At 40.1% G+C, this 23289-nt stretch carries 24 protein-coding genes and 1 tRNA gene; 14 read left to right on the forward strand and 11 right to left on the reverse strand.

Annotated elements, in window-relative coordinates:
* The first annotated feature begins 10 nt into the window (after positions 1-10).
* A complete protein-coding gene (locus tag ACQY4U_RS16970; RefSeq protein WP_428330641.1) occupies positions 11-1609 on the forward strand; it encodes an alpha-amylase family glycosyl hydrolase in 1599 nt (532 codons plus the stop codon).
* A gap of 125 nt (positions 1610-1734) precedes the next feature.
* On the opposite strand, the gene ACQY4U_RS16975 is transcribed toward ACQY4U_RS16970, so the two are convergent.
* Positions 1735-2622 (reverse strand): AraC family transcriptional regulator, encoded by an 888-nt coding sequence (locus tag ACQY4U_RS16975; protein ID WP_428330642.1) that lies wholly within the window; start codon positions 2620-2622, stop codon positions 1735-1737.
* A 125-nt stretch (positions 2623-2747) separates the two neighbouring features.
* Between ACQY4U_RS16975 and ACQY4U_RS16980 the strand changes: the two genes are divergently transcribed.
* On the forward strand, positions 2748-3569 hold the full coding sequence (locus ACQY4U_RS16980; RefSeq protein ID WP_428330643.1) for a phytanoyl-CoA dioxygenase family protein: 822 nt from the start codon (positions 2748-2750) through the stop codon (positions 3567-3569).
* A gap of 175 nt (positions 3570-3744) precedes the next feature.
* Here ACQY4U_RS16980 and ACQY4U_RS16985 read toward each other — a convergent pair whose 3' ends face one another.
* Complete coding sequence (locus tag ACQY4U_RS16985) at positions 3745-4521, reverse strand: SDR family oxidoreductase (RefSeq protein ID WP_428330644.1); 777 nt, start codon at positions 4519-4521, stop codon at positions 3745-3747.
* Between the two features lie 72 nt (positions 4522-4593).
* The gene (locus ACQY4U_RS16990; RefSeq protein WP_428330645.1) at positions 4594-6897 is read right to left on the reverse strand and encodes an efflux RND transporter permease subunit; all 2304 of its coding nucleotides are present in this window, start codon (positions 6895-6897) and stop codon (positions 4594-4596) included.
* 181 nt (positions 6898-7078) lie between these two features.
* Here ACQY4U_RS16990 and ACQY4U_RS16995 point away from each other — a divergent pair, with 181 nt between their 5' ends.
* From ACQY4U_RS16995 to ACQY4U_RS17010, 4 genes are all read left to right on the forward strand, one after another.
* Positions 7079-7447: a diacylglycerol kinase family protein gene (locus ACQY4U_RS16995; RefSeq protein ID WP_428330646.1), complete on the forward strand. Its 369-nt coding sequence runs from the start codon at positions 7079-7081 to the stop codon at positions 7445-7447.
* Positions 7437-8168, forward strand: a complete 732-nt coding sequence (gene recO, locus ACQY4U_RS17000; protein ID WP_428330647.1) for a DNA repair protein RecO — start codon at positions 7437-7439, stop codon at positions 8166-8168. Before ACQY4U_RS16995 ends, recO begins: the two co-directional genes overlap by 11 nt.
* Before the next feature lie 159 nt (positions 8169-8327).
* Positions 8328-9497 carry a heparan-alpha-glucosaminide N-acetyltransferase domain-containing protein gene (locus ACQY4U_RS17005; protein WP_428330648.1) on the forward strand — a complete coding sequence of 390 codons (1170 nt, stop codon included), beginning with the start codon at positions 8328-8330 and terminating at the stop codon, positions 9495-9497.
* Positions 9498-9517: 20 nt separating this feature from the next.
* A complete protein-coding gene (locus ACQY4U_RS17010; protein WP_428330649.1) occupies positions 9518-10654 on the forward strand; it encodes a glycoside hydrolase family 18 protein in 1137 nt (378 codons plus the stop codon).
* Between the two features lie 450 nt (positions 10655-11104).
* On the opposite strand, the gene ACQY4U_RS17015 is transcribed toward ACQY4U_RS17010, so the two are convergent.
* The gene (locus ACQY4U_RS17015) at positions 11105-11962 is read right to left on the reverse strand and encodes a ThuA domain-containing protein (RefSeq protein ID WP_428330650.1); all 858 of its coding nucleotides are present in this window, start codon (positions 11960-11962) and stop codon (positions 11105-11107) included.
* A 173-nt stretch (positions 11963-12135) separates the two neighbouring features.
* Between ACQY4U_RS17015 and ACQY4U_RS17020 the strand changes: the two genes are divergently transcribed.
* From ACQY4U_RS17020 to ACQY4U_RS17040, 5 genes are all read left to right on the forward strand, one after another.
* Entirely contained in the window at positions 12136-12411 is a 276-nt protein-coding gene (locus ACQY4U_RS17020) for a hypothetical protein (RefSeq protein WP_428330651.1), read from the forward strand.
* A 90-nt stretch (positions 12412-12501) separates the two neighbouring features.
* A complete protein-coding gene (locus tag ACQY4U_RS17025) occupies positions 12502-12762 on the forward strand; it encodes a hypothetical protein (RefSeq protein WP_428330652.1) in 261 nt (86 codons plus the stop codon).
* Between the two features lie 216 nt (positions 12763-12978).
* Positions 12979-13443 (forward strand): DUF6756 family protein, encoded by a 465-nt coding sequence (locus tag ACQY4U_RS17030; protein WP_428330653.1) that lies wholly within the window; start codon positions 12979-12981, stop codon positions 13441-13443.
* A 68-nt stretch (positions 13444-13511) separates the two neighbouring features.
* Complete coding sequence (locus tag ACQY4U_RS17035) at positions 13512-13880, forward strand: hypothetical protein (protein WP_428330654.1); 369 nt, start codon at positions 13512-13514, stop codon at positions 13878-13880.
* A gap of 90 nt (positions 13881-13970) precedes the next feature.
* Positions 13971-14153, forward strand: a complete 183-nt coding sequence (locus tag ACQY4U_RS17040) for a hypothetical protein (RefSeq protein ID WP_428330655.1) — start codon at positions 13971-13973, stop codon at positions 14151-14153.
* Positions 14154-14922: 769 nt separating this feature from the next.
* Here ACQY4U_RS17040 and ACQY4U_RS17045 read toward each other — a convergent pair.
* The 5 genes from ACQY4U_RS17045 to ACQY4U_RS17065 form a co-directional block, all read right to left on the reverse strand.
* The gene (locus ACQY4U_RS17045) at positions 14923-15438 is read right to left on the reverse strand and encodes a hypothetical protein (protein ID WP_428330656.1); all 516 of its coding nucleotides are present in this window, start codon (positions 15436-15438) and stop codon (positions 14923-14925) included.
* Positions 15439-15499: 61 nt separating this feature from the next.
* A complete protein-coding gene (locus tag ACQY4U_RS17050; RefSeq protein ID WP_428330657.1) occupies positions 15500-16144 on the reverse strand; it encodes a phage integrase SAM-like domain and Arm DNA-binding domain-containing protein in 645 nt (214 codons plus the stop codon).
* A gap of 139 nt (positions 16145-16283) precedes the next feature.
* Positions 16284-16358: transfer RNA gene (locus tag ACQY4U_RS17055), tRNA-Val, on the reverse strand.
* Between the two features lie 359 nt (positions 16359-16717).
* On the reverse strand, positions 16718-16909 hold the full coding sequence (locus tag ACQY4U_RS17060) for a hypothetical protein (RefSeq protein ID WP_428330658.1): 192 nt from the start codon (positions 16907-16909) through the stop codon (positions 16718-16720).
* Between the two features lie 89 nt (positions 16910-16998).
* Positions 16999-17310 (reverse strand): hypothetical protein, encoded by a 312-nt coding sequence (locus ACQY4U_RS17065; RefSeq protein ID WP_428330659.1) that lies wholly within the window; start codon positions 17308-17310, stop codon positions 16999-17001.
* A 760-nt stretch (positions 17311-18070) separates the two neighbouring features.
* Here ACQY4U_RS17065 and ACQY4U_RS17070 point away from each other — a divergent pair.
* Both ACQY4U_RS17070 and ACQY4U_RS17075 read left to right on the forward strand, forming a co-directional pair.
* The gene (locus ACQY4U_RS17070; RefSeq protein ID WP_428330660.1) at positions 18071-18766 is read left to right on the forward strand and encodes a ferritin-like domain-containing protein; all 696 of its coding nucleotides are present in this window, start codon (positions 18071-18073) and stop codon (positions 18764-18766) included.
* A 12-nt stretch (positions 18767-18778) separates the two neighbouring features.
* A complete protein-coding gene (locus tag ACQY4U_RS17075; protein ID WP_428330661.1) occupies positions 18779-19633 on the forward strand; it encodes a ferritin-like domain-containing protein in 855 nt (284 codons plus the stop codon).
* Positions 19634-19699: 66 nt separating this feature from the next.
* Here ACQY4U_RS17075 and ACQY4U_RS17080 read toward each other — a convergent pair whose 3' ends face one another.
* Entirely contained in the window at positions 19700-20185 is a 486-nt protein-coding gene (locus ACQY4U_RS17080; RefSeq protein WP_428330662.1) for a thioredoxin domain-containing protein, read from the reverse strand.
* Positions 20186-20269: 84 nt separating this feature from the next.
* Complete coding sequence (locus tag ACQY4U_RS17085; protein ID WP_428330663.1) at positions 20270-22099, reverse strand: DUF6600 domain-containing protein; 1830 nt, start codon at positions 22097-22099, stop codon at positions 20270-20272.
* 188 nt (positions 22100-22287) lie between these two features.
* Between ACQY4U_RS17085 and ACQY4U_RS17090 the strand changes: the two genes are divergently transcribed.
* Positions 22288-23244 carry an isopenicillin N synthase family dioxygenase gene (locus tag ACQY4U_RS17090; RefSeq protein WP_428330664.1) on the forward strand — a complete coding sequence of 319 codons (957 nt, stop codon included), beginning with the start codon at positions 22288-22290 and terminating at the stop codon, positions 23242-23244.
* Positions 23245-23289 lie beyond the last annotated feature (45 nt).

Raw genomic sequence — 23289 nt, forward strand, 5'->3', positions numbered from 1 at the left:
TGACTTGAATATGAATAGTAAAGCTGTTACCATTACCGCAGTTTTTTTAATCCTGTTGTTTTTTAACGTCAATGCATTTCAGCATAAGCCAATGGTTAACAAGCATCATAATAAACTGCCAGCACAGGAAGAGATCATTTACCACATTTTTCAGCGTAGTTTTTACGATAGTAACGGAGATCATCATGGCGACCTTAACGGCATCCGCCTTAAGTTAGATTATTTGCAGCATTTGGGTGTAACAGCCATTTTGCTTACCCCATTGTACCAGTCAGTTTTTTACCATAATTATTTTTCGGACGATTTTAAAAAGATCGACCCCCAGTATGGTACACTGAAGGATTACCTCGCATTGATTAAAGAACTGCACCGCCGCGGCATGAAGTTTTATATGGATATGGAAACCCAGTATGTTACCGAAGACCATGTATGGTGGAAAGATGGTGTAAACAACCCGGCATCGCCATATAGCGATTATATTTTATATACCGATAATACCCATCAGCAACCACAGGGAATAATTTTTAACCTGAAGGGCTTGCTGGGGTACGATAGCGTTTACCGTAAAATAACCACCGTTAACTTAAACAGCCCCAAAGTGCTTGAATATAATTACCAGCTTTTTAAGTTTTGGACCGACCCTAATAACGATGGGAAGTTTGATGACGGGGTAGATGGTTTTCGCCTTGACCACATGATGGATAACCTGGATGGCAAACCCGAACTGCCGCATTTGTTTACCACCTTTTGGAAACCATTGCTGGGCAGGCTGAAACAAATAAACCCTAAGCTTAGCATAGTTGCAGAGCAAGCCGCATGGGGATCATTAGGGAAGGATTATTTTGACAATGGGGGAGTAGACCGTGTTTTTGCGTTCAGGCTGGCATTTGCTATCCGGTCGTTCAATAAAAAACAATTGGTTGAAACTGCCGATTCGACCTTTTTAATTACCCCGGCCAGTAAACAGCAGGTGGTTTTTATTGAAAACCACGATACGCCGCGTTTTAGCTATGGCGTTAACAGTGATGCTGCCAAATTGAGGGTAGGTGCTGCCTTAAACCTGTTAATTGGCGGTGTACCATCCATTTATTACGGGCAGGAAATAGGGATGAGCGGTACAAATGCGGCACTGGGTGCTACCGATGCCAATGATATACCCAACCGGATGGCTTTTGAATGGTATAAAAGTGATAAAGGAAAGGGCATGGCTAACTGGTATAAATTAAAAGGCCCCTGGAAAGATAAGTTTAATAATGATGTGCCCAATGATGGTATTTCGCTTGAGGAGGAACTGAATCAGCCTAATTCTATCTATAACTTTTACCGCAAAATGATCAGTATCCGCAAGGCCAACCAGGTATTATCAAAAGGGAAATACGAAACTTTAAAAAACCGTAACGACCAGGTGTTTACTTTTATGCGTTACACTGGCGATAAGCGGGTTATAGTTGCCATCAATCTTTCTGACCAACCGGTGGAAGACACCATTGAGCTTGAAGGTAAAAACACGCCGGTAAAGATTATATACGGATCCTCAAAACCTAAATTGATCAATAATATAATCTCGGTTCATATACCCGCTTATGGTATTGAAGTTTGGGGGATGTAGAAGTGCTTCGGCCTGTAACGCACTCGAAGAGACTGTCATCCTGAGGCACTCGAAGGATGAGCGCAGAGGTTTCGCCTGCATGGTTTAAGTTCCTCACCATGACACCACGGTTATAAACTAAGGCATCATGCTACTTTATCCTTCACGTCAAAGCTCTGCATAAATTTTTTGCGGTAGTTAAGCGGACTAAGGTTCATTTTAGTTTTAAACATTTTATAAAAGTGCGATACATCACCAAAACCACTCTCAAACGAGATCTCGGAGATTGGTTTATCTGTTTGCACCAGCTGCTGTATGGCATAGTTAAGGCGGTACTCAATTATGGTTTCCATAAAGGTTTTGCGGGTAATTTTTTTAAAGTACTTGCAAAAAGCGTTGGTGGTCATATTGGCAATACCGGCCGCTGCCTCAAGCGATACCTGCTGCCTGAAATTTTCAACCAGGTAAGCAAAAACGGGATTTATGCGCTCCTGCTCGGTAAGGGAACGTTCGGCAATTACCCGGTTTTGGTCAAGCAGCGAATATTCATTGCTTAACGCCAGCTTTTGAAAAGCCTCCAGCAGATCAATCAAAACCCTAAAATTATTTTCCTCGCCGCTAAGTTTCAACAAACTTTGGTTAACCTTTTTTTGGGTGTCATCATGAAAGCTAATACCACAGCCACTTCTTTGAAAAAGCCTTTTTATAGGCTGCAGCTCATCTTTATTAAAAAAGTCGTCACCCAAAAATGCGCTGTCAAATTGTATAACAATGGCACTGGCTTCGGGCTGTTTGCAGCTGTTATCAAGCTTCCAGCAATGTGGTACGTTGGGGCCTATCATCACCAGGTCGCCCGATGCAAAATCCTCCATGTGGCTACCTACATAGCGTTTGCCGCTCCCTTGTAAAATATAGGTAAGCTCGTACTCGGCATGGAAATGGTACGGCGCATCAAAAGCAATATTGTCAAATTTTCTGAACAAAAATGACTGGCCATTTACTGGTTGAAGTATTTCATAGGATGCCTTTATCATTGCATATTTTGGTAGATTGTGTACGCCTTTATAAACTTAGTGATAATATAAGCCATAATTAAACCATTTCAGTCATTTTTTTTTGGCGAAAGTGTTATTTACTTTGAGTATAATACACAAAATCAATGAGTAATCAATTTGCGCATCTGCCCCCGCTGGATGATTTTAAAACCTTACCGGAAGACAATATAAACGAGTTTCAGGAAAAGGGACATACACTGGTTGAGCAGGTTCTCAATGCCTACGAAATTGCGGCTTACCGGCCCGTAATTGTGCAGGCTGCCGATAAGTATAATACCGAAAAACGTAAAATAGAAGAACGTGATACGTACGGCAAAGCATTTTTACAGATAATGAACCTTTGGCAAGCTGATGAGGCTGCCAAAAAGTTTGTGTTGGCAAAGCGCATGGCCAAAATTGCGGCCGATTTAATGGGGGTAAGAAATGTACGCCTGTATCATGACCAGGCTTTGTTTAAAGAAGCTGGCGGCGGCCCAACACCATGGCACCAGGATCAGTATTATTGGCCCATTGATACCTTTAATACCGTTACCATGTGGATGCCATTGGTTGATATTGATGTAGATATGGGGATGCTCACATTTGCATCGTGCTCATACACAAAAGGGGCGGTATTTAATTTTGAGATCTCGGATGAGTCTGAAAGTGCTTTTGATAACTATGTAAGGGAACAACAGTTCCCGATAAGCCGTGCCAATACTATGAAAGCTGGGGATGCTACATTTCACCGGGGCTTTACCATGCACCATGCCAACGGCAATAATTCAAACAAGATGCGCGAGGTGATGACCATTATTTATGTTGCCGATGGCGCTTATATAACCCCATACAAAAACGAATGGCAAAAAAACGACCATGAAAAATGGCTGATGGGTAAACCAATCGGAGAAACAATAGATTCACCGCTTAATCCAAAACTGCTATAACGCTTAAAGCGGCCGAATTCATAAGAGAAATTCAGCATTGTATATTGTAACCTTCAATCTCAGTGTTTCTTTGTGCCTTTCTCCGAGCTCTTTGTGGTGATTTTAACCACTGAGGGGCGCAAAGACCAAAGCACAGAGTGCTCAGGATAGATTCATATCATTTTAACTTTTCAATTTAAAAAATGCTCCGGTTTGCGCCGCCATCAACCTGTATAGTGGTACCGCTTATGTAGGATGCCTGTGCCGATGCTAAAAAGGTAACCAGGGCGGCTAACTCTTCGGGTTTACCCAAACGGCCCAGGGGAATACTTTTGGTTTTTTCCTTAATGGCCTCTTCAGGGTCCATATCTTTTGGAAGGGTATGTTTTATACGGTCGGTAAGTATTAAGCCGGGTGCAACATTGTTTACGGTTATGTTATAAGGGCCGAACTCATCGGCCATTAATTTGGCCATGCCAACTACCCCCATGCGCATACTGGTTGAAAGTACCGAGCTTGCCAATACTGATTTTACCGAACCGCTGATGATATTAATGATACGGCCACTGCCTGTTTTTTGCATGTACGGTAATACCAGCCTGCTGGTGCGGGCAAAGCTAAGCAGGTTAAGCTCAAAAGCTTTTTGCCAGGCAACATCATCAAAGTTTTCAAATTTATTAAAGGGCGGGCCGCCTGCATTATTAAGTAAAATATCAATGCGCCCAAAGGTATCGGCGGCTTCCTCAATAAAGTTGGTTATTTCATCGCCGTTTGATACATCAACCGGGAGTGCAATAACCTCGTTACCTGTAATTTTTTGTATGGCTTTGGCTGTTTTGCTCAGCTCAACCTCATCGCGCGAGCCTATGATAACCTTGGCACCTTCGGCAGATAAGGCCAGGGCTACCGCTTTACCCAAGCCCTTGCTGGCCGCTAATACTATAGCTACTTTGTTGGTGAGTTTTAAGTCCATAAGGCCAATTAAGTTTTAGTTTACCCAAATTTACTTAATTAACCCCTTAGTTAGTCATAGTTAACTAACAGTCTATATCTTTTTCCTTTTTTCGATGCTTAATAAAAATGCAGGCAGTAAAGTAAGGTTACTGATCATGGCAACCAATAGGGTAACCGACAGTAAAATACCAAGTGCCTGTGTGCTGCCAAAGGTTGATGCTGCAAATATGCCGAAGCCGAAGAACAGTACAATAGCAATATAGATCATGCTTATACCGGTTTCACGAATGGTATCTGAAACTATGGTTGAGATGCTTTTGCTTGTATTTTTAAGTTCCTGCCGGTAGCGGGTAATAAAATAAATGGTTTGATCGGACGAGATGCCCATCGCTATGCTAAATATCAGTATGGTTGATGGTTTTAGCGGAATACCAAAAAAGCCCATAATACCTGCAGTTATTACTAAAGGAATAAGGTTTGGTAAAAGCGAAACGGCAATCATTTTAACCCCCCTGAACAGTATCCACATTACACCGGCTATTAAAAATATAGCCCAGGCAAGGCTTTCGTACAGATTTTTTACCATGTAGTTGGCACCCTTTATAAATATAATGCTCGATCCGGTGAGCTCTACATGGTATTTTTGAGGGTTGAAGATAGAATCAATACGTGGCTGCAGGTTAGTAAGCACAGTATTCATCTTGGCCGATCCTACATCTATCATTTCAAAGGTCACCCTGGTAAAGCGTCGGTTGCTATCCAGGTAGTTGCGCAGCATATCCGTGCTTTTGCCCGAGTTGCCTGCATACTTTAATATAAAGCCTTGCTCTAATCCATCGGGCAGGCGGTAATAATTGCTGCCTCCGCCATAAAATGCCTGTGTTGAAAACTTCAGGCCCTGTATCAGTGATAGCGACCGGCTAAACTCCGGGTACGAAGATATAAGGGTTTCTAACTTTTCAACCTTGCGGATAACGGCCTGGCTCATAACGCCATTTTTGCGTTTGGTATCAATACTCACCTCTAAAGGCAAAACGCCCTTAAAGTTAGTTTGATAAAATTGAAGATCGCCAAGGGTACCGTTGGTTTTTGGCAGATCATCAACCACATAGCTGTTCACATTGATTTTTGTAAGTCCGTAGCCGCAGATAGCTACCAATACTAATGTGGCTATATAAATGGCTTTGCGGTGGTTATGCACCAGGTAATCAAGTTTCTCTAAGGTAATACGGATCAGCTTACGGTCTTTAATACCGCTCTGGCGCGCTTTAGGGTTGGGCAGGTAACTGAAAATGATAGGTACCAATATCAGGCTCAAAGCAAACGTAACCATAATGCTCATGGAGGCTACCAGGCCAAACTGGGTTAGTAATTCGCTGTTGGTAAAGCATAATACTCCAAAACCTATGGCCGTTGTTATATTGGCTATAAAAGTGGTGATACCAACTTTTTCAATAACAATACTAAGCGCCTGTAATTTATTGCCGCTTAAACTAAATTCGTGGTAGTATTTATTCAAGATAAAAACACTATTGGGGATACCTATAATTACCACAAGCGGCGGTACAATGCCTGTAAGTATGGTAATTTCATAATGCATTAAAACCAATATCCCCAAACTCCAGGTTACACCAAGCAGCACTACTATTACCGGAAAAATAACCGGATAACCCGAGCGGAAAATAAGCAGCAGTATAAAGGCAGTTATAATCAACGACAGGCCCAGAAATAGTGTGAACTCATGTTTCATCAGATCACCCGCAACCGTGCGGATGAGCGGCAAACCGGAGTAATGCACCTGGATGCCATGCTTTTGTTCAAAATCTTTACCCTCTTTTAGTATGCTGTTTAAAATGGGTACCCTTTTAGATGTGTTCAGGATCTTACCATCAAAGGTAATGGCCATTAAGGTGGCCTGCCCGTCATCACTTAAAACCAAACCTTTATAAAAGGGTAACGACAGGATCTGCTTTTTTAAGCTGTCGGCAGCCTGGATATTTGCTAACGGGCCATTAATTAAGGGTTTTAAAACAAAACGGTGGTTAAGGGTATCTTTACTAAGGTTGTAAAGGCTGGCTACTGAAATAACGCCCTTTATACCTTTTATCTGCTGTATGCGGTTACCTGCCTGTTTCCAGTCGTTTAAAACATCCTTATCAAATATCTTGTCTGATTTAAAACCGATAACCATTGTACTGGCATCCTGCCCAAACAATCGTTTAAACTCCATGTACCGGATATAAGCCGAATCGGTTACGGGGAGTACTTTACCTCCATTAAAAGTAATGCGTACTTTGCTGGCCTGGTAGCCCATAAAAAGGCTCGACAGTACAATAAGCCCTAAAACAAGCAAACGGTTTTTTAAGATAAGATCAGCTAACTTTTTCCAGCTCATTTATTAATAGCAATAGTTATATACAGGGGACTCAAAACTACGAAAATAGATTAAACCACAGTTTTGCTTAATGATATTGTTGACAATGATTGGTAAATGTGCAGATTTGCATTGAAAAGAGCAGTAATAAACGCAAATTAACCTGCTTATAAACGTGCAGGTACTTTATTATATTTAACAAATGAAAAAACTGTTCCGCAGCTTTGGTTATGCTTTTAAAGGGCTTGCTTATGCCACCAAAAGCCAGCTGAATTTCAGGATTCACTTAGTTGCTACCGTGTTAGCTGTTATATTGGGCTATGTGCTGCATATTTCAATAACCCAATGGCAGTGGATAGCGCTGTGCATTACCTTGGTGTTAGTTACCGAAATATTTAATACGATGGTAGAAACCCTGGTTGACCTGGTATCGCCGGGATATAATGAAAAGGCAGGGCATATTAAGGATATGAGCGCCGGCGCAGTGGTTATAGCAGCTTTATTTGCATTGATAACCGGTATTATAATTTTTTTACCAAAGCTGTTACTGCTTGTTAACCATGCTGCATAAAACCCGCGGGATAGTATTTAAAACTACCGACTATGGCGATACCAGCGTAATTGTACAGGTATTTACTGAAAAATTCGGGCTGCAATCATACATGGTTAACGGTGCCAAAAAACCGAGGGCCAAAATAAGCCGCAACATGCTGCAGCCATTGCATTTGTTAGATATGGTGGTTTATCATAAAAACACGGGTAATGTACAGCGCATAAAAGAGTTGAAGAACAGCCCCCTGCTGCAAACTATCCCTTACGATGTGATAAAAAGCAGCATCGCTATGTTTTTGAACGAAGTGCTGTATAAATCCATCAAACAGCAATCAGCAGATGAGAACTTATTTGATTTTGCTTTTAACGCGATAGAATGGCTGGATCATCAAACGCAGGGCATTGCCAACTTCCACCTGTTGTTTTTGGTGAAAATGACCCGCTACCTCGGCTTTTATCCAGACCGCTACCTTGCAGGCGAAGCCGATTACTTCGACCTGAAAAATGGGGTGTTCAATAAATATAAACCCGATAGCGTTTTGTACCTGTCGCCTCCGCATACGCAAAACTTTACGGCACTGTTAGAGGGGAGCTTTGAAAATATTCATCAGCTTAAGTTAAACAACGACGAACGCCGCTACCTTATTCAAAAGCTATTGGAATACTATGCCCTGCATATTGAAAGCTTTGGCTTTGTACGATCGCACGAGGTGCTGGAAGAGGTTTTAAGCGACAACTAATAATCCGGGATTATAAAGTATTTCGATGTGCTCTTAATTAGTAAAGAAATTTAAAAAGTATGTCATCTTTATAAATTTGTGAAAAGTGTAAAGGGCATAATCAATTAATACCCGCTATCTTTAAAAACAATTTCGTGTAAACCAGCCAATTGTTTAATAATGCTTCAACCCAAGCGCCTGTTATCTATTGATGTATTGCGTGCCGTCAATATGTTCTTCATGATATTTGTGAACGATTTGAGCGGTGTGAGCCATGTACCTAAATGGATAGATCATGTTAAGGCTAATGAGGATGGGATGCACTTTGCCGATACTATTTTTCCGCTCTTTTTATTTATTGCAGGTTTATCTATTCCGCTGGCAATTGGCAGGCGCTTAAGTAAAGGCGAATCATTTACTTCAATAGCAGGTTATATTTTGCTCCGGTCATTTGCTCTTATTGTAATGGGCTTTTTTCATGTAAACATGGAAGAATATAATCCGGCTGCGCTGCTGCCTTATGGCTGGTTTGAACTCTTACTCACGCTCAGTTTCTTTTTAATCTGGCTTGACTATCCCGATACCTTATCCAAAGTAAAAAAATACAGTTTTATAAGTTTTGGGATAGGTATCCTGCTGTTTTTAACCATCATCTATAAAGGAGGATCAACAGCCGAGCCGCACTGGTTACAACCATCTTGGTGGGGTATTTTAGGGATTATCGGCTGGGCCTACCTGGTATGTGCGGGTGTTTATCTTATAGTAAAAGGTAATTTGATATTACTATCTTGTGCGCTTGCAATATTGGTAGGTATCAACCTAAGTATCCACGGTGATTTGTTCGATCTTAAGATTTGGGTAATTAAGGATGGTGCCTCCGCATCCTTAATGATGTTTGGTGTAGTGGCATCCCTGCTTTATGCTAAAATAATTGCCCGGGGTAGCTATAAATGGCTTTGGCCGGTTTTTACTCTGGCCGGATTGATAATGATAGCTTTAGGCTTTTGGGTAAGGCCCTATACCGAGGGCATCTCCAAGATCCATTCAACACCATCGTGGGTATTTATCTGCACGGGTATAGGTATTTTACTACTCGAACTGTTGATATGGCTCATTGATGTTAAAGGCAGGCAAAATTGGTTTAAAATAATAAAACCAGCCGGAACAAGTACCCTTACCTGCTATCTTATACCTTATTTTATGGTAGCCGTATTTACCATTATCCACTTTAACTATCCCGATTTTTTTAATGAAGGCGCCGGCGGTATTATCCGCTCGTTCGCAGTATCATTTATTGTAATACTCATCACCGGTTTTCTGGAAAAGAGAAAACTCCGGCTTAAAATTTAAGCCGATAATTATATACTATCATGAAACACCCCCAATCATTTATAAGCGTTAAAAAACTTGCGGCTTTATCACTCCTTTTAATAGCGGTAATTAATGTAAAGGCGCAGCAAAATAAGGTTATTATAGGCTACGTTGGCGGCTTTAGGGGGCTGGCCAATATGAGTATCATCAAACCTAAAGAGCTTACCCATATTAACTATGCCTTTGTCGACATCCGCAATAACAGGGCCTGGCTGCACCGCGAAGCAACGGATACCATTAATTTCAGGCACCTGAATTTATTGAAAAAGGAAAATCCTGATTTAAAAGTACTGATCTCGATAGGAGGGTGGGCATGGAGCAGCAAATTCTCTGATGCGGTATTAACTGATACTGCAAGGCAGGGCTTTGCAGCAAGCGCCGTAGCCATTATTAAAAAGTACAAGCTTGATGGTATTGATATTGATTGGGAATATCCCGGGCTGCAAGGATTAGAAGGTAACGTATACCGCCCGCAGGATAAGCAAAACTATACCCTGATGTTTAAGGAGCTGCGGAGGCAGCTGGATGTATTGCAACAGCAAACCGGTAAAAAGTACCTGCTTACAACAGCTACAGGTGCTTTTAAAATGTTTGTTGAGCATACCGAAATGGGCATAGCCCAGCAATACCTTGATTATATAAATTTAATGACCTACGATTATTCGGCTGGGAAAATAGCATCGCACCATACCAACCTTTATTCATCAAAAAAATATAAATCAAAGGATAATGCAGATAAGGCCGTTACCTTGTTTATAGAAGCCGGTGTGCCCGCTAATAAGCTGGTTATGGGCATTGCATTTTATGGGCGGGCATCAATACTGGTGCCGGGTTCAGCAGGGCTTGCAGATACGGTAGAAAGCCGCGCAAGAGGTGCCGGGTTCAGCATTATAAAAGATAGTATCCTGAACATACCCGATTATAAGGCCTACCGGGATAAACATGCAAAGGCCCCCTACATTTACAATGCGGTAAATAGAGAGTTTATAACTTACGATGATGAATGGTCGGTTAAAAAGAAGTGTAAGTACGTATTAAAAAATAACCTGGGCGGGGTAATGTTTTGGGAATATGATTCGGACCCAAAGGGGTATCTGTTGGATGAGATAAACAAAGTGCTGCTGAAAAAGAAATAGCTATAAAACAAAAAAAGAGGAAGCGGGAGCTCTCTCTTTTTTGTTAGTAACTGACCTCATTATTTATCATAAAGAACTAATTGGTTAGATCGAAAATAATAATTAAACAAATATATAAACTATAAGCTTAGTAGTCTAACTTTTAACACATTTTTAACAACTTTTTTCTCTAAATGCTCAAAAAAGACCTAAAACTTGCTAACAATTCCACTTTTACTAACAAAATCATATTTTTTGCCCCCTTTAAGCACTGTATTTTTATTTTTTTTGGTTGATAGTAAGGGTTAATTACTTTAAAATAGTGTTAATGCTGGCGATAGCTGCCCTATTTTATTAAATAACAACCCTTTTTTATTGCCAGCTAGCAGGCCGTGGTAAATAAAAAACCGGCTGATATTACCCACGAGCTGGTTTAATAAAATGTAATATCGTGTTTAATATAATACGATGTTATTTGCCGCTTACCTTTTGGCCACCCAGCCATAGCAGTGCATCCAATATCATTTTACTTTCGGTTTCGTTAGCAAAGGTTAGCGACAAGTCCTTATCGGTTTTATGCTCATAGTCAATATCGTTATGGCCCATGTTCATATAAATCATTTTATACTTTTTATTGGTCCATACTACCGGGTAATAACCGCTGTGCCATATCTCGCTTTGTTTTGGTCCGGTTCCCAGGGGGAAACTCGCAGAGTCAATAGACGCCAGGATCTGTATATCCGGGTTTTTGCGCAGGTCGTTCTCCCAGCGGTACCATTCATTAGGGGCCGACTTGAATTTTGAAGGTATATTTTTAGTTGCTGCAAATTGGTTGTCAATATCCAGTATAGCTGCCGATGGCCGCCATATATTACTTACATATTGCCCCGAACCTAAAAACTCGTTGTGGTACCAGTCCCAATCCTGGTTAAAGGCCGATGGGGTTAATGCAAATGCCGAAAAGTGGAATCCCATCCAGGCGCCCCCGTTTTTCATATATTTTTCAAATGCTGCGCGTTGGTCGGGGGCATCGGGCCGGGTATCTAAAAACAGTACCACCTGGTAATGCGATAAAAATTCGGCGTTCATGTTGTTCCAGTTTTTGGTGGAGTCGTAACTGAAATTGTATTTGGCCGCCATCCTGGGGAACCACTTATTAGCTTCATGCACAAAGCTGATATGCGCTTTGTCGTCTTTACCGGTATAAAAGGCTATTACTTTAAATTTAGGTTGTCTGCTTTGCGCCTTGGCATTCTGAAGCCAAATGCAGGTTGCAAAACATATAAGTGTACAGGCAATGATCTTATTAATGCGTAGATAGGTATGCATTTGAATGGGGATTTGTTAATTGGTTTACTAAATTAACAAACCGTAGTGTATATCCGTAGTTTTTAAATAAATAATGGGGATATGAACTGGTGTCGCATAAAATGCAGCATAAAAATAATGAGGCAAAATTATTTTAGATAATGTTGAAAATCAATTAACAGAATACAAATAAAATGGTAACTTTAATTTTAGCTATCCGTTTAATAAGTATGAAAAGAGCCATAAAGATTTTGCTGGGAATGGGATGTTTTCTTCTCTTTTCCCAACTTTCGTTGTATCCCGAAGCATTTTTTGACACCGATTCAGATGTGCTTTACCCAATAGTATCCAGCATTGGATTTGTAATGATGATGGTGACCGGTTTTTATGGCATTTTTAAAATGCTACGCCCGTTTGTGTGCCATAAAGAAGAGCAAGAGGTTGGCCATGCTAATTTTTTAGAAGTATAAGCTTAGCTACAGCCTGGATATTAATTTATCCGGAAACTTAAGGGATATAAAAAACTGCTGAACACCTAAAACAAGCGGTATATTTACGGCATGCTCTACATACTTGTATCTATCCTGGTAATGATAACTTATTACTACAGCCTAAATAAGAATAAGCTGATTGTAGAAAAAATATTACCCGGACAATCAGCCACCATAAAAGCCAAAACACTCAAACAGTTTATAGCTGTAAATAAAGGAACCAGTTTAGAAAACGAAGGCAAACAAGCCCTGCTGTTTTTAAATATATCGCGCTTTTCTATTATCGGTGGTATAGTTGCTTATGTTATATTGATGATGTTGGGGAAATAGGTAAGATTGAATAGTTCTTCTCTGGTTAAAAACAATATAATCTATAAAAACTCCCTTTGATTATTTTACCAGGCTTTTTTTAAAAGAATTGTTTAAAAAATATTGAATCACTCCTTTTTTTATTTGCGTTTAATTACGGATTTGAACCAATAAATTCTACACATAGTATTTGAAATATTATAGCTTTAGCTAATTTGAAATTTAATAACCTACAACATGGGAGATGTAAAAGACAATTTTGAAGAAGCTATTAAAACTTTAAATCTATCCGCAGATATTGTAAATAGGTTAAATAACGAAGCCAATCAAAAATTATATCTCGAATTACTTGATCGTTTCGTGGATGGTGGAGATAGAAGATGGTGGTGGGAAGCATTTAAAACTTCGTTTAGATTTCCAGATTACGACTACCCTGCCGAACATCTTATCAAAATCATACCTGATCTGAAAAAGAAGGTATGGATAATGATTGAGGATGACCAACTGCCATTTTATCCTATTTACGAAATTCAAACATTGTATATACCATTATTAATAGATGAATGCTTTTTTGAATTCGAATATTATGTTATAGATAAGGATATGGAATGGCTTATATGTGTAAACCATCATAATTATTTAATCGGAGTAGGCCATCAATTACAAGCATATAACAAAAATATAATAATCAGTGACGAATGATACATTTCTCCACCGAGCTCATGATATACGGCTGATCTATCGTATATTAGACTTATCAAACCCCCTTTATGAAAACACTTAAGCTAGCTGTTTTACTTTTATGCTTCAGCACACTAGTCAAGGCACAATTAACTAACACTAAATGGTCGGCTATAATGCATGTACCAGGTGATTTACCAGTAGTTTTGGATTTTAAAACGGATACATTGAACCTTGTTGACAAACAGGATGGTAAGGTTTTTGAAAGTATGACTTATAAAATCAGTGGAGATATCATTAGCCTTGTTAAATTAAGTGGCAATAGTCCCTGTGATGTTGGCTTTAAGGCAACGTTAAAATATGCTATAGCAAATAATAAACTTACGATAACAGTTATCACCGGTGATTGTGAAGGTTGGGCCGCCGCATGGCCCGACGAACCATTTAAGAAAGAGTAAACACGGCAGTGCTTTGTAACAAAACGCCAAGCTATTAATTATAGCGTTTGTTATAATGAAACAATGCACAGATAGCTATGTTAGGATGGTATGAGTAAAGAACAACCAACAAAGCCGGAATACAAAGACCCTATAAAAGAAGCCATCAGCCATCCGGATGGTGCAAGTCTTGAAGAAATGATTGACGGGCAGGAAGAAGTAAACAAATACCCTAATCAGAATGAGAAGGATGAAGATGCTGCTGACTCAAACCGTCGTCAAGATAAAGAGTAAGTTTAATTTAAGAAGCTTGCATGAATAGGATCCAAAGATGAACACAGCCAGTTTATTTGACTTAAGTTCGATATCTTTATTACGCGAAGTATATCGCGCTTATTACTTTACTATTTCCTTTCTTTAGTTTGCGAGTATATGCACAAGATCACAAAGTTCTAATTATGAATGCAGCCCAGAAAACGTCTGATGCTTTAGTTGCAGGTGACTATAGTACTGCAATCGATTAATTTTATCCTAAGGTCATTGGATTGCAAGGTGGAAAAGATAGTGTTATAAAGCATTTAAACACATATTTTAAAAGTAAGAATGCTGGTAGTAATGAGTTTAAAATAAAGAGTGTGAGCCTTGGTCAGCCAGGTGAAGGGGTTAAAATGCCTCTGAAAAGAATTTAAAAGTACAAAAACCGCGTTTTTGATACCGTATGGGCTATTTTTTGTGGGAGTTGCTGGGTTCGAACCAGTGACCATCTGCTTGTAAGCTGGAGGTCATTACTGCCTTTTCATCGTTACAAAGCAAATTTAAGCCTTCTATATTTAACTGTGAAATACAACTCAATTGCAGGGTTATTCTTTAATAAGTACATCGTCTTTGATGCTGCATCTATTCGTTCTTTAAATGAGTTTGAAATAACAGATTTAGGCAAAGATGTGTTTACAGTGTAGGTTCGATGGAAGGTATCTTTAAATGCTATTGATAAATATATAATAATCTTTTACCATTGCCCTAACCGTTCTGGCGAGTTGAATGGGGTTTTGGACAAATGTTATTACTGAAACAAGGCTGTATTCTGTTTTAGCCATTTCTTAGTAGCCCACTTAGCATGACGTTCGTCAACCATGTAATACCTCGAATAGTTTGAATGCCAGTAGCCAAACAAAAAGTACTTTCGCCTATAATGCCAACTCTTGGGTGGTCTGTGGTGAACAGTGTCCTGTGGCTCGTACTCTCGGTTTTTTCCATTTTTTATCTCGTACAGCTTGTGCTTTTTTATAAGCAAGCTATCAGCTCTTACACCGGTTGGATGTTCAAAGTACGTGAAACCACTGATTGAAGTATCCTTGGTGAAAGTTAAAAGCAGTGTATCTCTATGTATCGTATAACGTCCGATTGCTTCATCACCCATCAAGTCGTTTGCATATCTAAATTCAAAGGTACCATCAGGCTTAAAGTGTAGATATGTCATAGGGTTAATGCGGTCATCAACATAACGATTGACAAGGATAGATTGGCTCTTAGCACTAAGGATTGCGAATAAAGAAACAATAAGCAAGTACTTCTTCATCTCTGAGATATAGTTGTTCTAAGGTAGTAAATTAAGCCTATGATTATTCGAGTCGTCCAAATTACCGAAGAGAAACACAGGTAGTGCGATCAACGCAATCGGTGTAGTGTGATCGGTCAACTAGCCTGGCCTTTATAGCTTTGTTATAGATAGCTCTTAGGGTTCTAAAGTAGTTACTTATGGTGTTTTGCTTAACTCCATCTTTCATTAGATGCCTTTTAAAGCCTTCAAGGAATGTATAAGTAATCTCATGGAATTTAAGTGCAGATGTAGGGGCATAAGCCATTAATCTGTTTGTTGCAGTCTGGTAAATCACAGCATTTCCAGCTTGGTTAATAGCAAACATATCAGCTATTAGTTGTTTCGAAAATTGGTTAAAATCGCAACCCTTAACTAGTTGAGGTTTTATAGAAGATCTTTTAAGTTTCTGAGTCAAACCTTCTAAACTAAACGCCTGTTCACTTTCCAAATCGATGACAGCCTTTTGTATCCTTAAATACTCCTCTGTAATCTTTTTGTTAAGGATCCCATGATTAGGATGACTTGCGGCAATATTATTTTTTGTTTCGCTCCAGAATTCCCTTAGGACGAAAACGCCCGTGTTAATGGTGCTGCTTTTACGATTAAACGTGATTCTGATGATGACGGAGTAAGTACTGTCCGACTTTGGACGCATAGTGTCTAATAAAACTTTGTAAGTAACCATGTTTTTTGTGTTATGGTTACGCTGTTTGTGCAAACTATGTGCAAACAAGCTATATATAGATTCATGCTCTCCAATGAGAACTAGAAAGTCTACAGCAATAAAAAACCTCTTAGATTATCTCTAAGAGGCTTTTTTTGAGTGGGAGTTACTGGGTTCGAACCAGTGACCCTCTGCTTGTAAGGCAGATGCTCTGAACCAGCTGAGCTAAACTCCCTTTTTGTTTTAAGTAACTATTTGATTAGCTACCTCCGTTTTGGGATTGCAAATATAGGTTCTCTTGGCTATTCTTCAAAAAAATATTTTAAATAATTAATCATCTTGAGGTATATGGCGCTTAATGGTCTTTAAATCAGAAATTTAATTTTTTATTATTTGTTTAATTCGATGCAATAATCATTAACAGGCAGGCTTAATTAAACTTAAATAATCAAATTTGCGTAGTTGCAGGGCTATAGAGATGTAAATTATCAGGTAAAAAATGCATTTCAGAACATCGATAAATTTAAAAATCAGGTTTACCTGGGTTTAAATTATAGCGATATTTGTTTTTGAAGGGCTGATTGGGTTTTAAATCTATTTAATTACATCTTTTACTACCTGTACAAGGCCGTACAGGGCGGCTCCAATTTCTAATACAAAACCAGCTGATTCTAAAATTATATTTATAAGTGGCGGATTAAAGTGAATGCTCCAACTAATACCAATAAGCAAAAGCCCTATAATCATGCAGCTTAAAACAGAAACAGGCTTATTTAATCCTTTCATTCCATGTAAACGCAGTTAATCGTTTAAATGTACTTTATATGCAGATAATAGGCAGTTTTGTATATTATGGAGTAGCAGGCATGAGCCATTTACATGGCTTTATGCTCGCCGGGGCGCGGATCATCAGGTAAAATTTCCATTTCGGGGTAGTCAATATAATCGGCGTACCATTGTATGGCGCCTACAACATCAAGCGCATCATCGGCCTTTATGTTTATTGTTTCAAAAGCATACAGTTTACCATTCCCATAGCCATAAAGCTGGATCTCGTTACTGTCCGGACCGAATTGTTCATTATCAAGGCAAAAAACTCTGATCTTTAAATTGGTATCCCTTGAGTGTATAATATCGCGGCAAGGGTTTTTCGGATCGGTTGCTAATAAATATACATTGTAATCCATAATAAGTATAACAACGCTAATTGTTTATAGTTTACTTTTTGGTGTTATTAATTATATGCTGACATGTAAATTAATATTTTTAATCAGCAGATAGCTGCCACCTGTACATGTTGGTGTCTCAGGATTAAAAATGCTATTGTAATAAAAATGTTACGTGTAAAATACTACCCTTATTGGTGGGAAATTAATTCCCCGGCACTTATCCTGTAGTAAATTAATTGTGCTTTTTACGCTTAAAAAGAAATAAAACGTACTTGGCATTTCTTTTGAATTAAAGTTACTGCCCTTCCAAAAGGGTTGTTTTTCATAGGTAGATGTAGGGCCGAAACACTGCGAGAGTTTTTCGGCCTTTTTTTATTTGCTGAATTTTAAAAGCGCTATCTGCGTTTTTTTTCAAAAATCAATTGCAGCTTATATCCAAAGCTGCCTCCCGTTAAATTTTTTAAGTATTGCAAATAATTGAATGTTAAACCCACCACAATGGTGATTTGATCTACGGCATTTCGGTTGTTTAATTGTTTGCAACTAAGAATATAAATTTAATCTAAAACTGTAGGGAATATTCCTTTACGCTATGTTAATTATATTATCTAATATGAAACAATTGCACTAATTATGAGGTTCTTATGGTAAATCTGGACTCAATTTTTACAATTCTATGAATTAATTGCAAAAGTCAAAAACCAGCATCAAATTTCATTCGTAAATCAACAATATAAACTAAACGCTCTTAACAAAATTAATATTCAATAAATAACTTATGAAAACAGAAACACAAGAAAATGTTGGCAGCGTAAATATGGCCCGCAGGTCATTTTTACGATACGCCGGGGTTGGGGCTGCCGGAGTAGGCTTGTTAGCTACCGCAGCTTGCCACAAAGATCACAAAGTGAACCTTAACACAGGCGTTGATATAGGTTCGGGCGATTATGGTATCCTTAATTATGCTTATGCATTGGAGCAGTTAGAAGCCGCTTTTTATACACAGGTTATTTTAACACCATACTCAGGTATATCTGCCAATGAAAAATCTTTACTTACTTCAATTCGTGATCATGAGGTTTTACACCGCGAGTTTTTTAAAGCAGCTTTAGGCGCAAATGCTATCGGCAGCTTAACTCCTGATTTCAGCTCAATTGATTTTACTAACAGACTGGCTGTACTTGGTGCTGCAAAAGCATTTGAAGATACCGGTGTTAGTGCTTATGATGGTGCCGGTTATTTAATCAAGAATGCTGCTTACCTAACTATTGCCGGTAAAATTGTATCGGTAGAAGCCAGGCATGCTGCATTGATCCGTAACCTGATCACTCCGGGAAGCTTTGCTACCAGCGAGGTTGTTGATACAACAAATAGTTTAAATGTATCACTTGCAATTAAGGATGTGCTTCCTATTGCCAATACTTACTTGAAAACTAAAGTGAGCGCATCTAATTATGGTTACATCGCATCTTAAAACCAAAAAATCATGAATTTATTTAATATCATAGAAGAAATAGAAAAAGTTGATCCGGAAGTTTACGGCAGGCTAAGTGAGCGCCGCGACGTGATCAAAAATATAACCAGCTTTGGTAGCAAAGTAGCAGTAGCTGCTTTACCATTTGCTGTAGGTACAATGTTTCAAAAAGCTTACGCACAAACATCAACAACGCCATCTGTTATTGATATATTAAATTACGCGTTAACGCTTGAGTACCTTGAATCAACATTTTACAATGCAGGTAGCGCACAGGGTACAGCTTTAATACCGGCTGCAGCTGCAAGCTTATACTTTAACCAGGTAACAAAAGATGAGAACAACCACGTTGCCTTTTTAACAGCAGTAATTAAACAATTAGGTGGTACACCTGCAACCAAACCAACTTTTGACCTTACCGCTGGTAATGGTTCAGGTAACGGGCCGTTTGCTAATGTATTAACTAACTACGGCACCTTCCTGGCAGTAGCACAGGCATTTGAAGATACAGGTGTACGTGCTTATAAAGGACAGGCACAATATCTTGTAGGCAACCAGGTAGTATTAACTGCCGCACTGGATATTCACGCAGTTGAAGCACGCCATGCTTCAGCAATCCGCCAGATCCGTGGCCAAACTCCTTGGATAACCAGTACTGCTACCTTGGGTAACGATACCGGTATATCATTGGTAAATGGTAACTATGATGGTGAGCAAAATGTAGTACAGGGTGGGGTTGATGTTACAACTTTAAAAAGTTTGTACGGAACAACTACTACTGTTGATATTGCAACAGCAGCATTTGATGAGCCATTAACTATGGATCAGGTTTATGCCTTATTGGTTGGCAGCTTTATAGTTAAATAAGCTAAAAATATTTGAAATAGGGTGGTTTAGGCCGGACGTCTTAATTGATGTCCGGCCTTTTTTTGATTATTTTTTGGCTAATGCCTGTTTGCCGAAGCGTAGCAGGTCGGCTGCTTTTATAAAACCAACCGAACCTAAAACAGGTTCGCCTTTTGAGTTAAAGATGATGAGGGTAGGATAGGCTTGCAACTGCCACTGCCGTGCAAGTTCAGGGCCCTGTCCTTTTTCCATATCGATAGAGACATTTACAAAATTAGCGTTGAAAAATGCTGCAGCCTCGGCATTATTAAAAGTAGTAGCTTTTAACATTTTGCAGGGGCCGCACCAGCTTGCATAAGCATCCACAAAAATATATTTCTTTTGCAGTGCACCTTGTTTAAGGGCTTCCTTCCACGAGTCTTCAATAAAAACTATATGCGATGGAGCTTTTGTTGCAGCTACCGGTGCAATATGTTTTATTGAAGGATTTATCATCAACCCAAAACCAATCCCCGCAGCAATAAACAGCGTAATGCCGTAATTGTAAAATCCTGATTTAAAAAACCTTCTCATATAAATTAATAAAGCATAAAAATAGCACCTATAATTTTAATAATCATTACAGGTGCTATTTATTATTGATAGTTCAGTTACCGCTTATTGATCGTGCGGTCTTTCTTTTTGTTGTGGCTGTGGCTGCTGCTGTCTTTGTTGTTGCTGACGCTGTTGTTGCGCTTGCTGCTGACGTTGTTGAGCCTGCTGCTGCTGACGCTGTTGAGCCTGTTGTTGCTGTGCTTGCTGTTGCTGACGTTGCTGTGCCTGCTGTTGCTGCTGTGCCTGCTGTTGCTGCTGTGCTTGCTGCTGCTGACGCTGTTGAGCCTGCTGTTGCTGACGTTGTTGGACCTGCTGTTGTTGCGCTTGCTGCTGTTGACGTTGTTGGGCCTGCTGTTGCTGCGCTTGCTGCTGTTGACGTTGTTGGGCCTGCTGTTGCTGCGCTTGCTGCTGCTGACGTTGTTGAGCCTGCTGTTGTTGACGTTGCTGTGCCTGTTGTTGTTGCGCTTGCTGCTGTTGACGCTGCTGCGCTTGCTGTTGTTGGCGCTGCTGATCCTGCTGCTGTTTCTGTTGTACCTGCTGTTGCTGACGTTGTTGAGTCTGCTGCTGCTGGCGCTGCTGATCCTGCTGCTGTTTCTGTTGTACCTGCTGTTGCTGACGTTGTTGAGTCTGCTGCTGCTGGCGCTGCTGATCCTGCTGCTGTTTCTGTTGTACCTGCTGCTGTTTTTGTTGCGCTTGTTGCTGCTGTTGTTGCTGTTGCTGAGCAGGCCGTGTACGGTCTTGCTGTTGTTGCCCCGGTTTTTGCTGGGCAGGTTGTTGTCCGTTTACAGGTTGTCCTGGCCGTGTACGGTCTTGCTGTTGTTGCCCCGGTTTTTGCTGGGCAGGTTGTTGTCCGTTTGCAGGTTGTCCTGGCCGTGTACGGTCTTGCTGTTGTTGCCTTGGTTTTTGCTGGGTAGGTTGCTGTCCGTTTGCAGGTTGTCCTGGTCGACCTCCAGGCCTTTTAGCTACCGGATTTTGGCGCACAAACCTATTGTCGGGCTTTGGTGCCTGGGCTACCTGTGCAAGTCTTGCTGCATTGGTATGGTTATACGCCGGTGCACCACCATTACCACGGTGTGCTGCAATTGCCTGGTTAGGGTTTTGCTGTTTGTATGCAGCGCCGTCAATAACCCTTGCAGGGCGTGCATTTGCTTGCTGCCTAACTGCAGGCCTGTAAATATTTAAGGTATTGTTCTGTATCCTGCTTGAGCCTGGTCTGCTATCGTTGTTTATACGGTAAACATTAACCGGCTGATGGGTGTACTGCCTTATTTCCTGCGGGCGCGGGCCTGCTATATAGGTGCGGTTATTATTTACATAAGTATTATTAATAATAGTTGTATTATGTATAATAGTAATTGACCTTGATGGCGGCGCATAGTAATTATAAATATTTGGCCTGTTTATATAAGCCTGCGGTGCACATACCCAATAATTATCGGGCACACGGTAACCACTTCCAATTGATATACTGATGCTTATTCCCGGTAATAGAGGAGCCCATCCGTAATAACCGCCGCCGTGGCGCCAGCTTACCCAGGCGGGTGCCCATTCGTGGCCGGGTATCCATTCCCATCCGTAATAATCATCGTAGCGCCAGCGGCCGTAGTGAAAAGTTGCCCATCCCCATCGGTAGTCTGATACCCATGTGTTTCCATATTCGGTTACTACCCAATGGCCGCGTGTTGCGTAAGGCCTAAAACCTTCTTCGGCATTGGGTACCCAAACGTTTCCGTATTGCGGGTCGCTTACCCAGGTACCATCGGGCTGCAGGTCGTCATAAAACTCCTGGTCAGATATGTAACCGTCGTCTTGTGCTTTACTTTTGTTGGGAGCCGCAATTACCAGCGAAAAAGCAAGTAAGCCTATGCCCCATATTTTGTTAAACGTTTTCATAAGTTTATAAATAATAATATAACTAACCGTTTGTTAGGTAACAAGTTAAATAAATATATATGTTTTGACTGTGGTTTGCTTTAAAAGTAAAGCCATTTATAATATTTAGTACAAGGTTTTTTTTATACAATTGTTTTACAACTATTTTTAAAATAAATAGTTTTACCAAAATAAAAACAGAAACGATTATGGTGAATATTCTGCGACTTGATCTGAACTCATATATAAATGGCGATGCTGTGCAGCGCAAACAGTTTTCGGATGATATTGGAAAGGCTTTTAATGAAACAGGATTTGTTACCATTACCAACCACGGGCTTGATAAGCAGTTGATAGATAAACTTTACGAAGATGTAAAGTCACTATTTGCCTTGCCCGATGCTATTAAAGAGAAATACGAAAAACCGGAGCTTGCCGGGCAGCGCGGTTATACCAGTAAAGGTAAAGAAACTGCCAAAGGCTTTACAGCGCCTGATTTAAAGGAGTTTTGGCAGATAGGCCAAACAGTTACCGATACCAATGCATTTAAAGATGAGTATCCGGATAATTTGGTAGTTGATGAGCTGCCATCATTTAATTCAACAACGCTGGAGGTTTATAAAAAATTAGAGTCAGCCGGAATTTATTTATTAAGGGCCATAGCTGTTTATCTTGGCTTGCCCGAAAATTATTTTGATGGCGAAGTGCATAACGGTAACTCTATCCTCCGCACCCTGCATTATTTCCCTATAACCAACCCTGATGCTTTGCCTGATGATGCCGTACGTGCCGGAGCGCATGAGGATATTAACCTGATCACCCTTTTAATTGGTGCAAGTGCCGATGGGCTTGAGCTGCTAACGCGCGATGATAAATGGTTTCCGGTAAAAGCTTATGGCGAAGACCTGGTAGTAAACGTTGGCGATATGTTGCAGCGCCTAACCAATAACAAGCTAAAATCAACCACGCACCGTGTGGTTAACCCGCCGCGCGAACTGATGAAATATTCCCGTTATTCGGTGCCTTTCTTTCTACACCCAAAATCGGGGATGGACCTTACCTGTTTGCCATCGTGTATTGATGCTGCGCATCCAAAACATTACACAGATATAACCGCAGGCCAATACCTTGATGAGCGCCTTAGAGAGATAGGTTTAAAGAAATAATTATAAAAGGTTTAGCTAAAGCAAAAAAGGCAGTAGGTCAGCAAA

The sequence above is a fragment of the Mucilaginibacter sp. genome, assembly GCF_965277465.1.
Taxonomy (GTDB): domain Bacteria; phylum Bacteroidota; class Bacteroidia; order Sphingobacteriales; family Sphingobacteriaceae; genus Mucilaginibacter.

Bases quoted from the DNA above. Each gene is read 5' to 3' on its own strand.
- ACQY4U_RS16970 (WP_428330641.1), top strand. From the start codon at position 11: ATGAATAGTAAAGCTGTTACCATTACCGCAGTTTTTTTAATCCTGTTG.
- ACQY4U_RS16975 (WP_428330642.1), bottom strand. From the start codon at position 2,622: ATGATAAAGGCATCCTATGAAATACTTCAACCAGTAAATGGCCAGTCA.
- ACQY4U_RS16980 (WP_428330643.1), top strand. From the start codon at position 2,748: ATGAGTAATCAATTTGCGCATCTGCCCCCGCTGGATGATTTTAAAACC.
- ACQY4U_RS16985 (WP_428330644.1), bottom strand. From the start codon at position 4,521: ATGGACTTAAAACTCACCAACAAAGTAGCTATAGTATTAGCGGCCAGC.
- ACQY4U_RS16990 (WP_428330645.1), bottom strand. From the start codon at position 6,897: ATGAGCTGGAAAAAGTTAGCTGATCTTATCTTAAAAAACCGTTTGCTT.
- ACQY4U_RS16995 (WP_428330646.1), top strand. From the start codon at position 7,079: ATGAAAAAACTGTTCCGCAGCTTTGGTTATGCTTTTAAAGGGCTTGCT.
- recO (WP_428330647.1), top strand. From the start codon at position 7,437: ATGCTGCATAAAACCCGCGGGATAGTATTTAAAACTACCGACTATGGC.
- ACQY4U_RS17005 (WP_428330648.1), top strand. From the start codon at position 8,328: ATGCTTCAACCCAAGCGCCTGTTATCTATTGATGTATTGCGTGCCGTC.
- ACQY4U_RS17010 (WP_428330649.1), top strand. From the start codon at position 9,518: ATGAAACACCCCCAATCATTTATAAGCGTTAAAAAACTTGCGGCTTTA.
- ACQY4U_RS17015 (WP_428330650.1), bottom strand. From the start codon at position 11,962: ATGCATACCTATCTACGCATTAATAAGATCATTGCCTGTACACTTATA.
- ACQY4U_RS17020 (WP_428330651.1), top strand. From the start codon at position 12,136: ATGGTAACTTTAATTTTAGCTATCCGTTTAATAAGTATGAAAAGAGCC.
- ACQY4U_RS17025 (WP_428330652.1), top strand. From the start codon at position 12,502: ATGCTCTACATACTTGTATCTATCCTGGTAATGATAACTTATTACTAC.
- ACQY4U_RS17030 (WP_428330653.1), top strand. From the start codon at position 12,979: ATGGGAGATGTAAAAGACAATTTTGAAGAAGCTATTAAAACTTTAAAT.
- ACQY4U_RS17035 (WP_428330654.1), top strand. From the start codon at position 13,512: ATGAAAACACTTAAGCTAGCTGTTTTACTTTTATGCTTCAGCACACTA.
- ACQY4U_RS17040 (WP_428330655.1), top strand. From the start codon at position 13,971: ATGAGTAAAGAACAACCAACAAAGCCGGAATACAAAGACCCTATAAAA.
- ACQY4U_RS17045 (WP_428330656.1), bottom strand. From the start codon at position 15,438: ATGAAGAAGTACTTGCTTATTGTTTCTTTATTCGCAATCCTTAGTGCT.
- ACQY4U_RS17050 (WP_428330657.1), bottom strand. From the start codon at position 16,144: ATGGTTACTTACAAAGTTTTATTAGACACTATGCGTCCAAAGTCGGAC.
- ACQY4U_RS17060 (WP_428330658.1), bottom strand. From the start codon at position 16,909: ATGAAAGGATTAAATAAGCCTGTTTCTGTTTTAAGCTGCATGATTATA.
- ACQY4U_RS17065 (WP_428330659.1), bottom strand. From the start codon at position 17,310: ATGGATTACAATGTATATTTATTAGCAACCGATCCGAAAAACCCTTGC.
- ACQY4U_RS17070 (WP_428330660.1), top strand. From the start codon at position 18,071: ATGAAAACAGAAACACAAGAAAATGTTGGCAGCGTAAATATGGCCCGC.
- ACQY4U_RS17075 (WP_428330661.1), top strand. From the start codon at position 18,779: ATGAATTTATTTAATATCATAGAAGAAATAGAAAAAGTTGATCCGGAA.
- ACQY4U_RS17080 (WP_428330662.1), bottom strand. From the start codon at position 20,185: ATGAGAAGGTTTTTTAAATCAGGATTTTACAATTACGGCATTACGCTG.
- ACQY4U_RS17085 (WP_428330663.1), bottom strand. From the start codon at position 22,099: ATGAAAACGTTTAACAAAATATGGGGCATAGGCTTACTTGCTTTTTCG.
- ACQY4U_RS17090 (WP_428330664.1), top strand. From the start codon at position 22,288: ATGGTGAATATTCTGCGACTTGATCTGAACTCATATATAAATGGCGAT.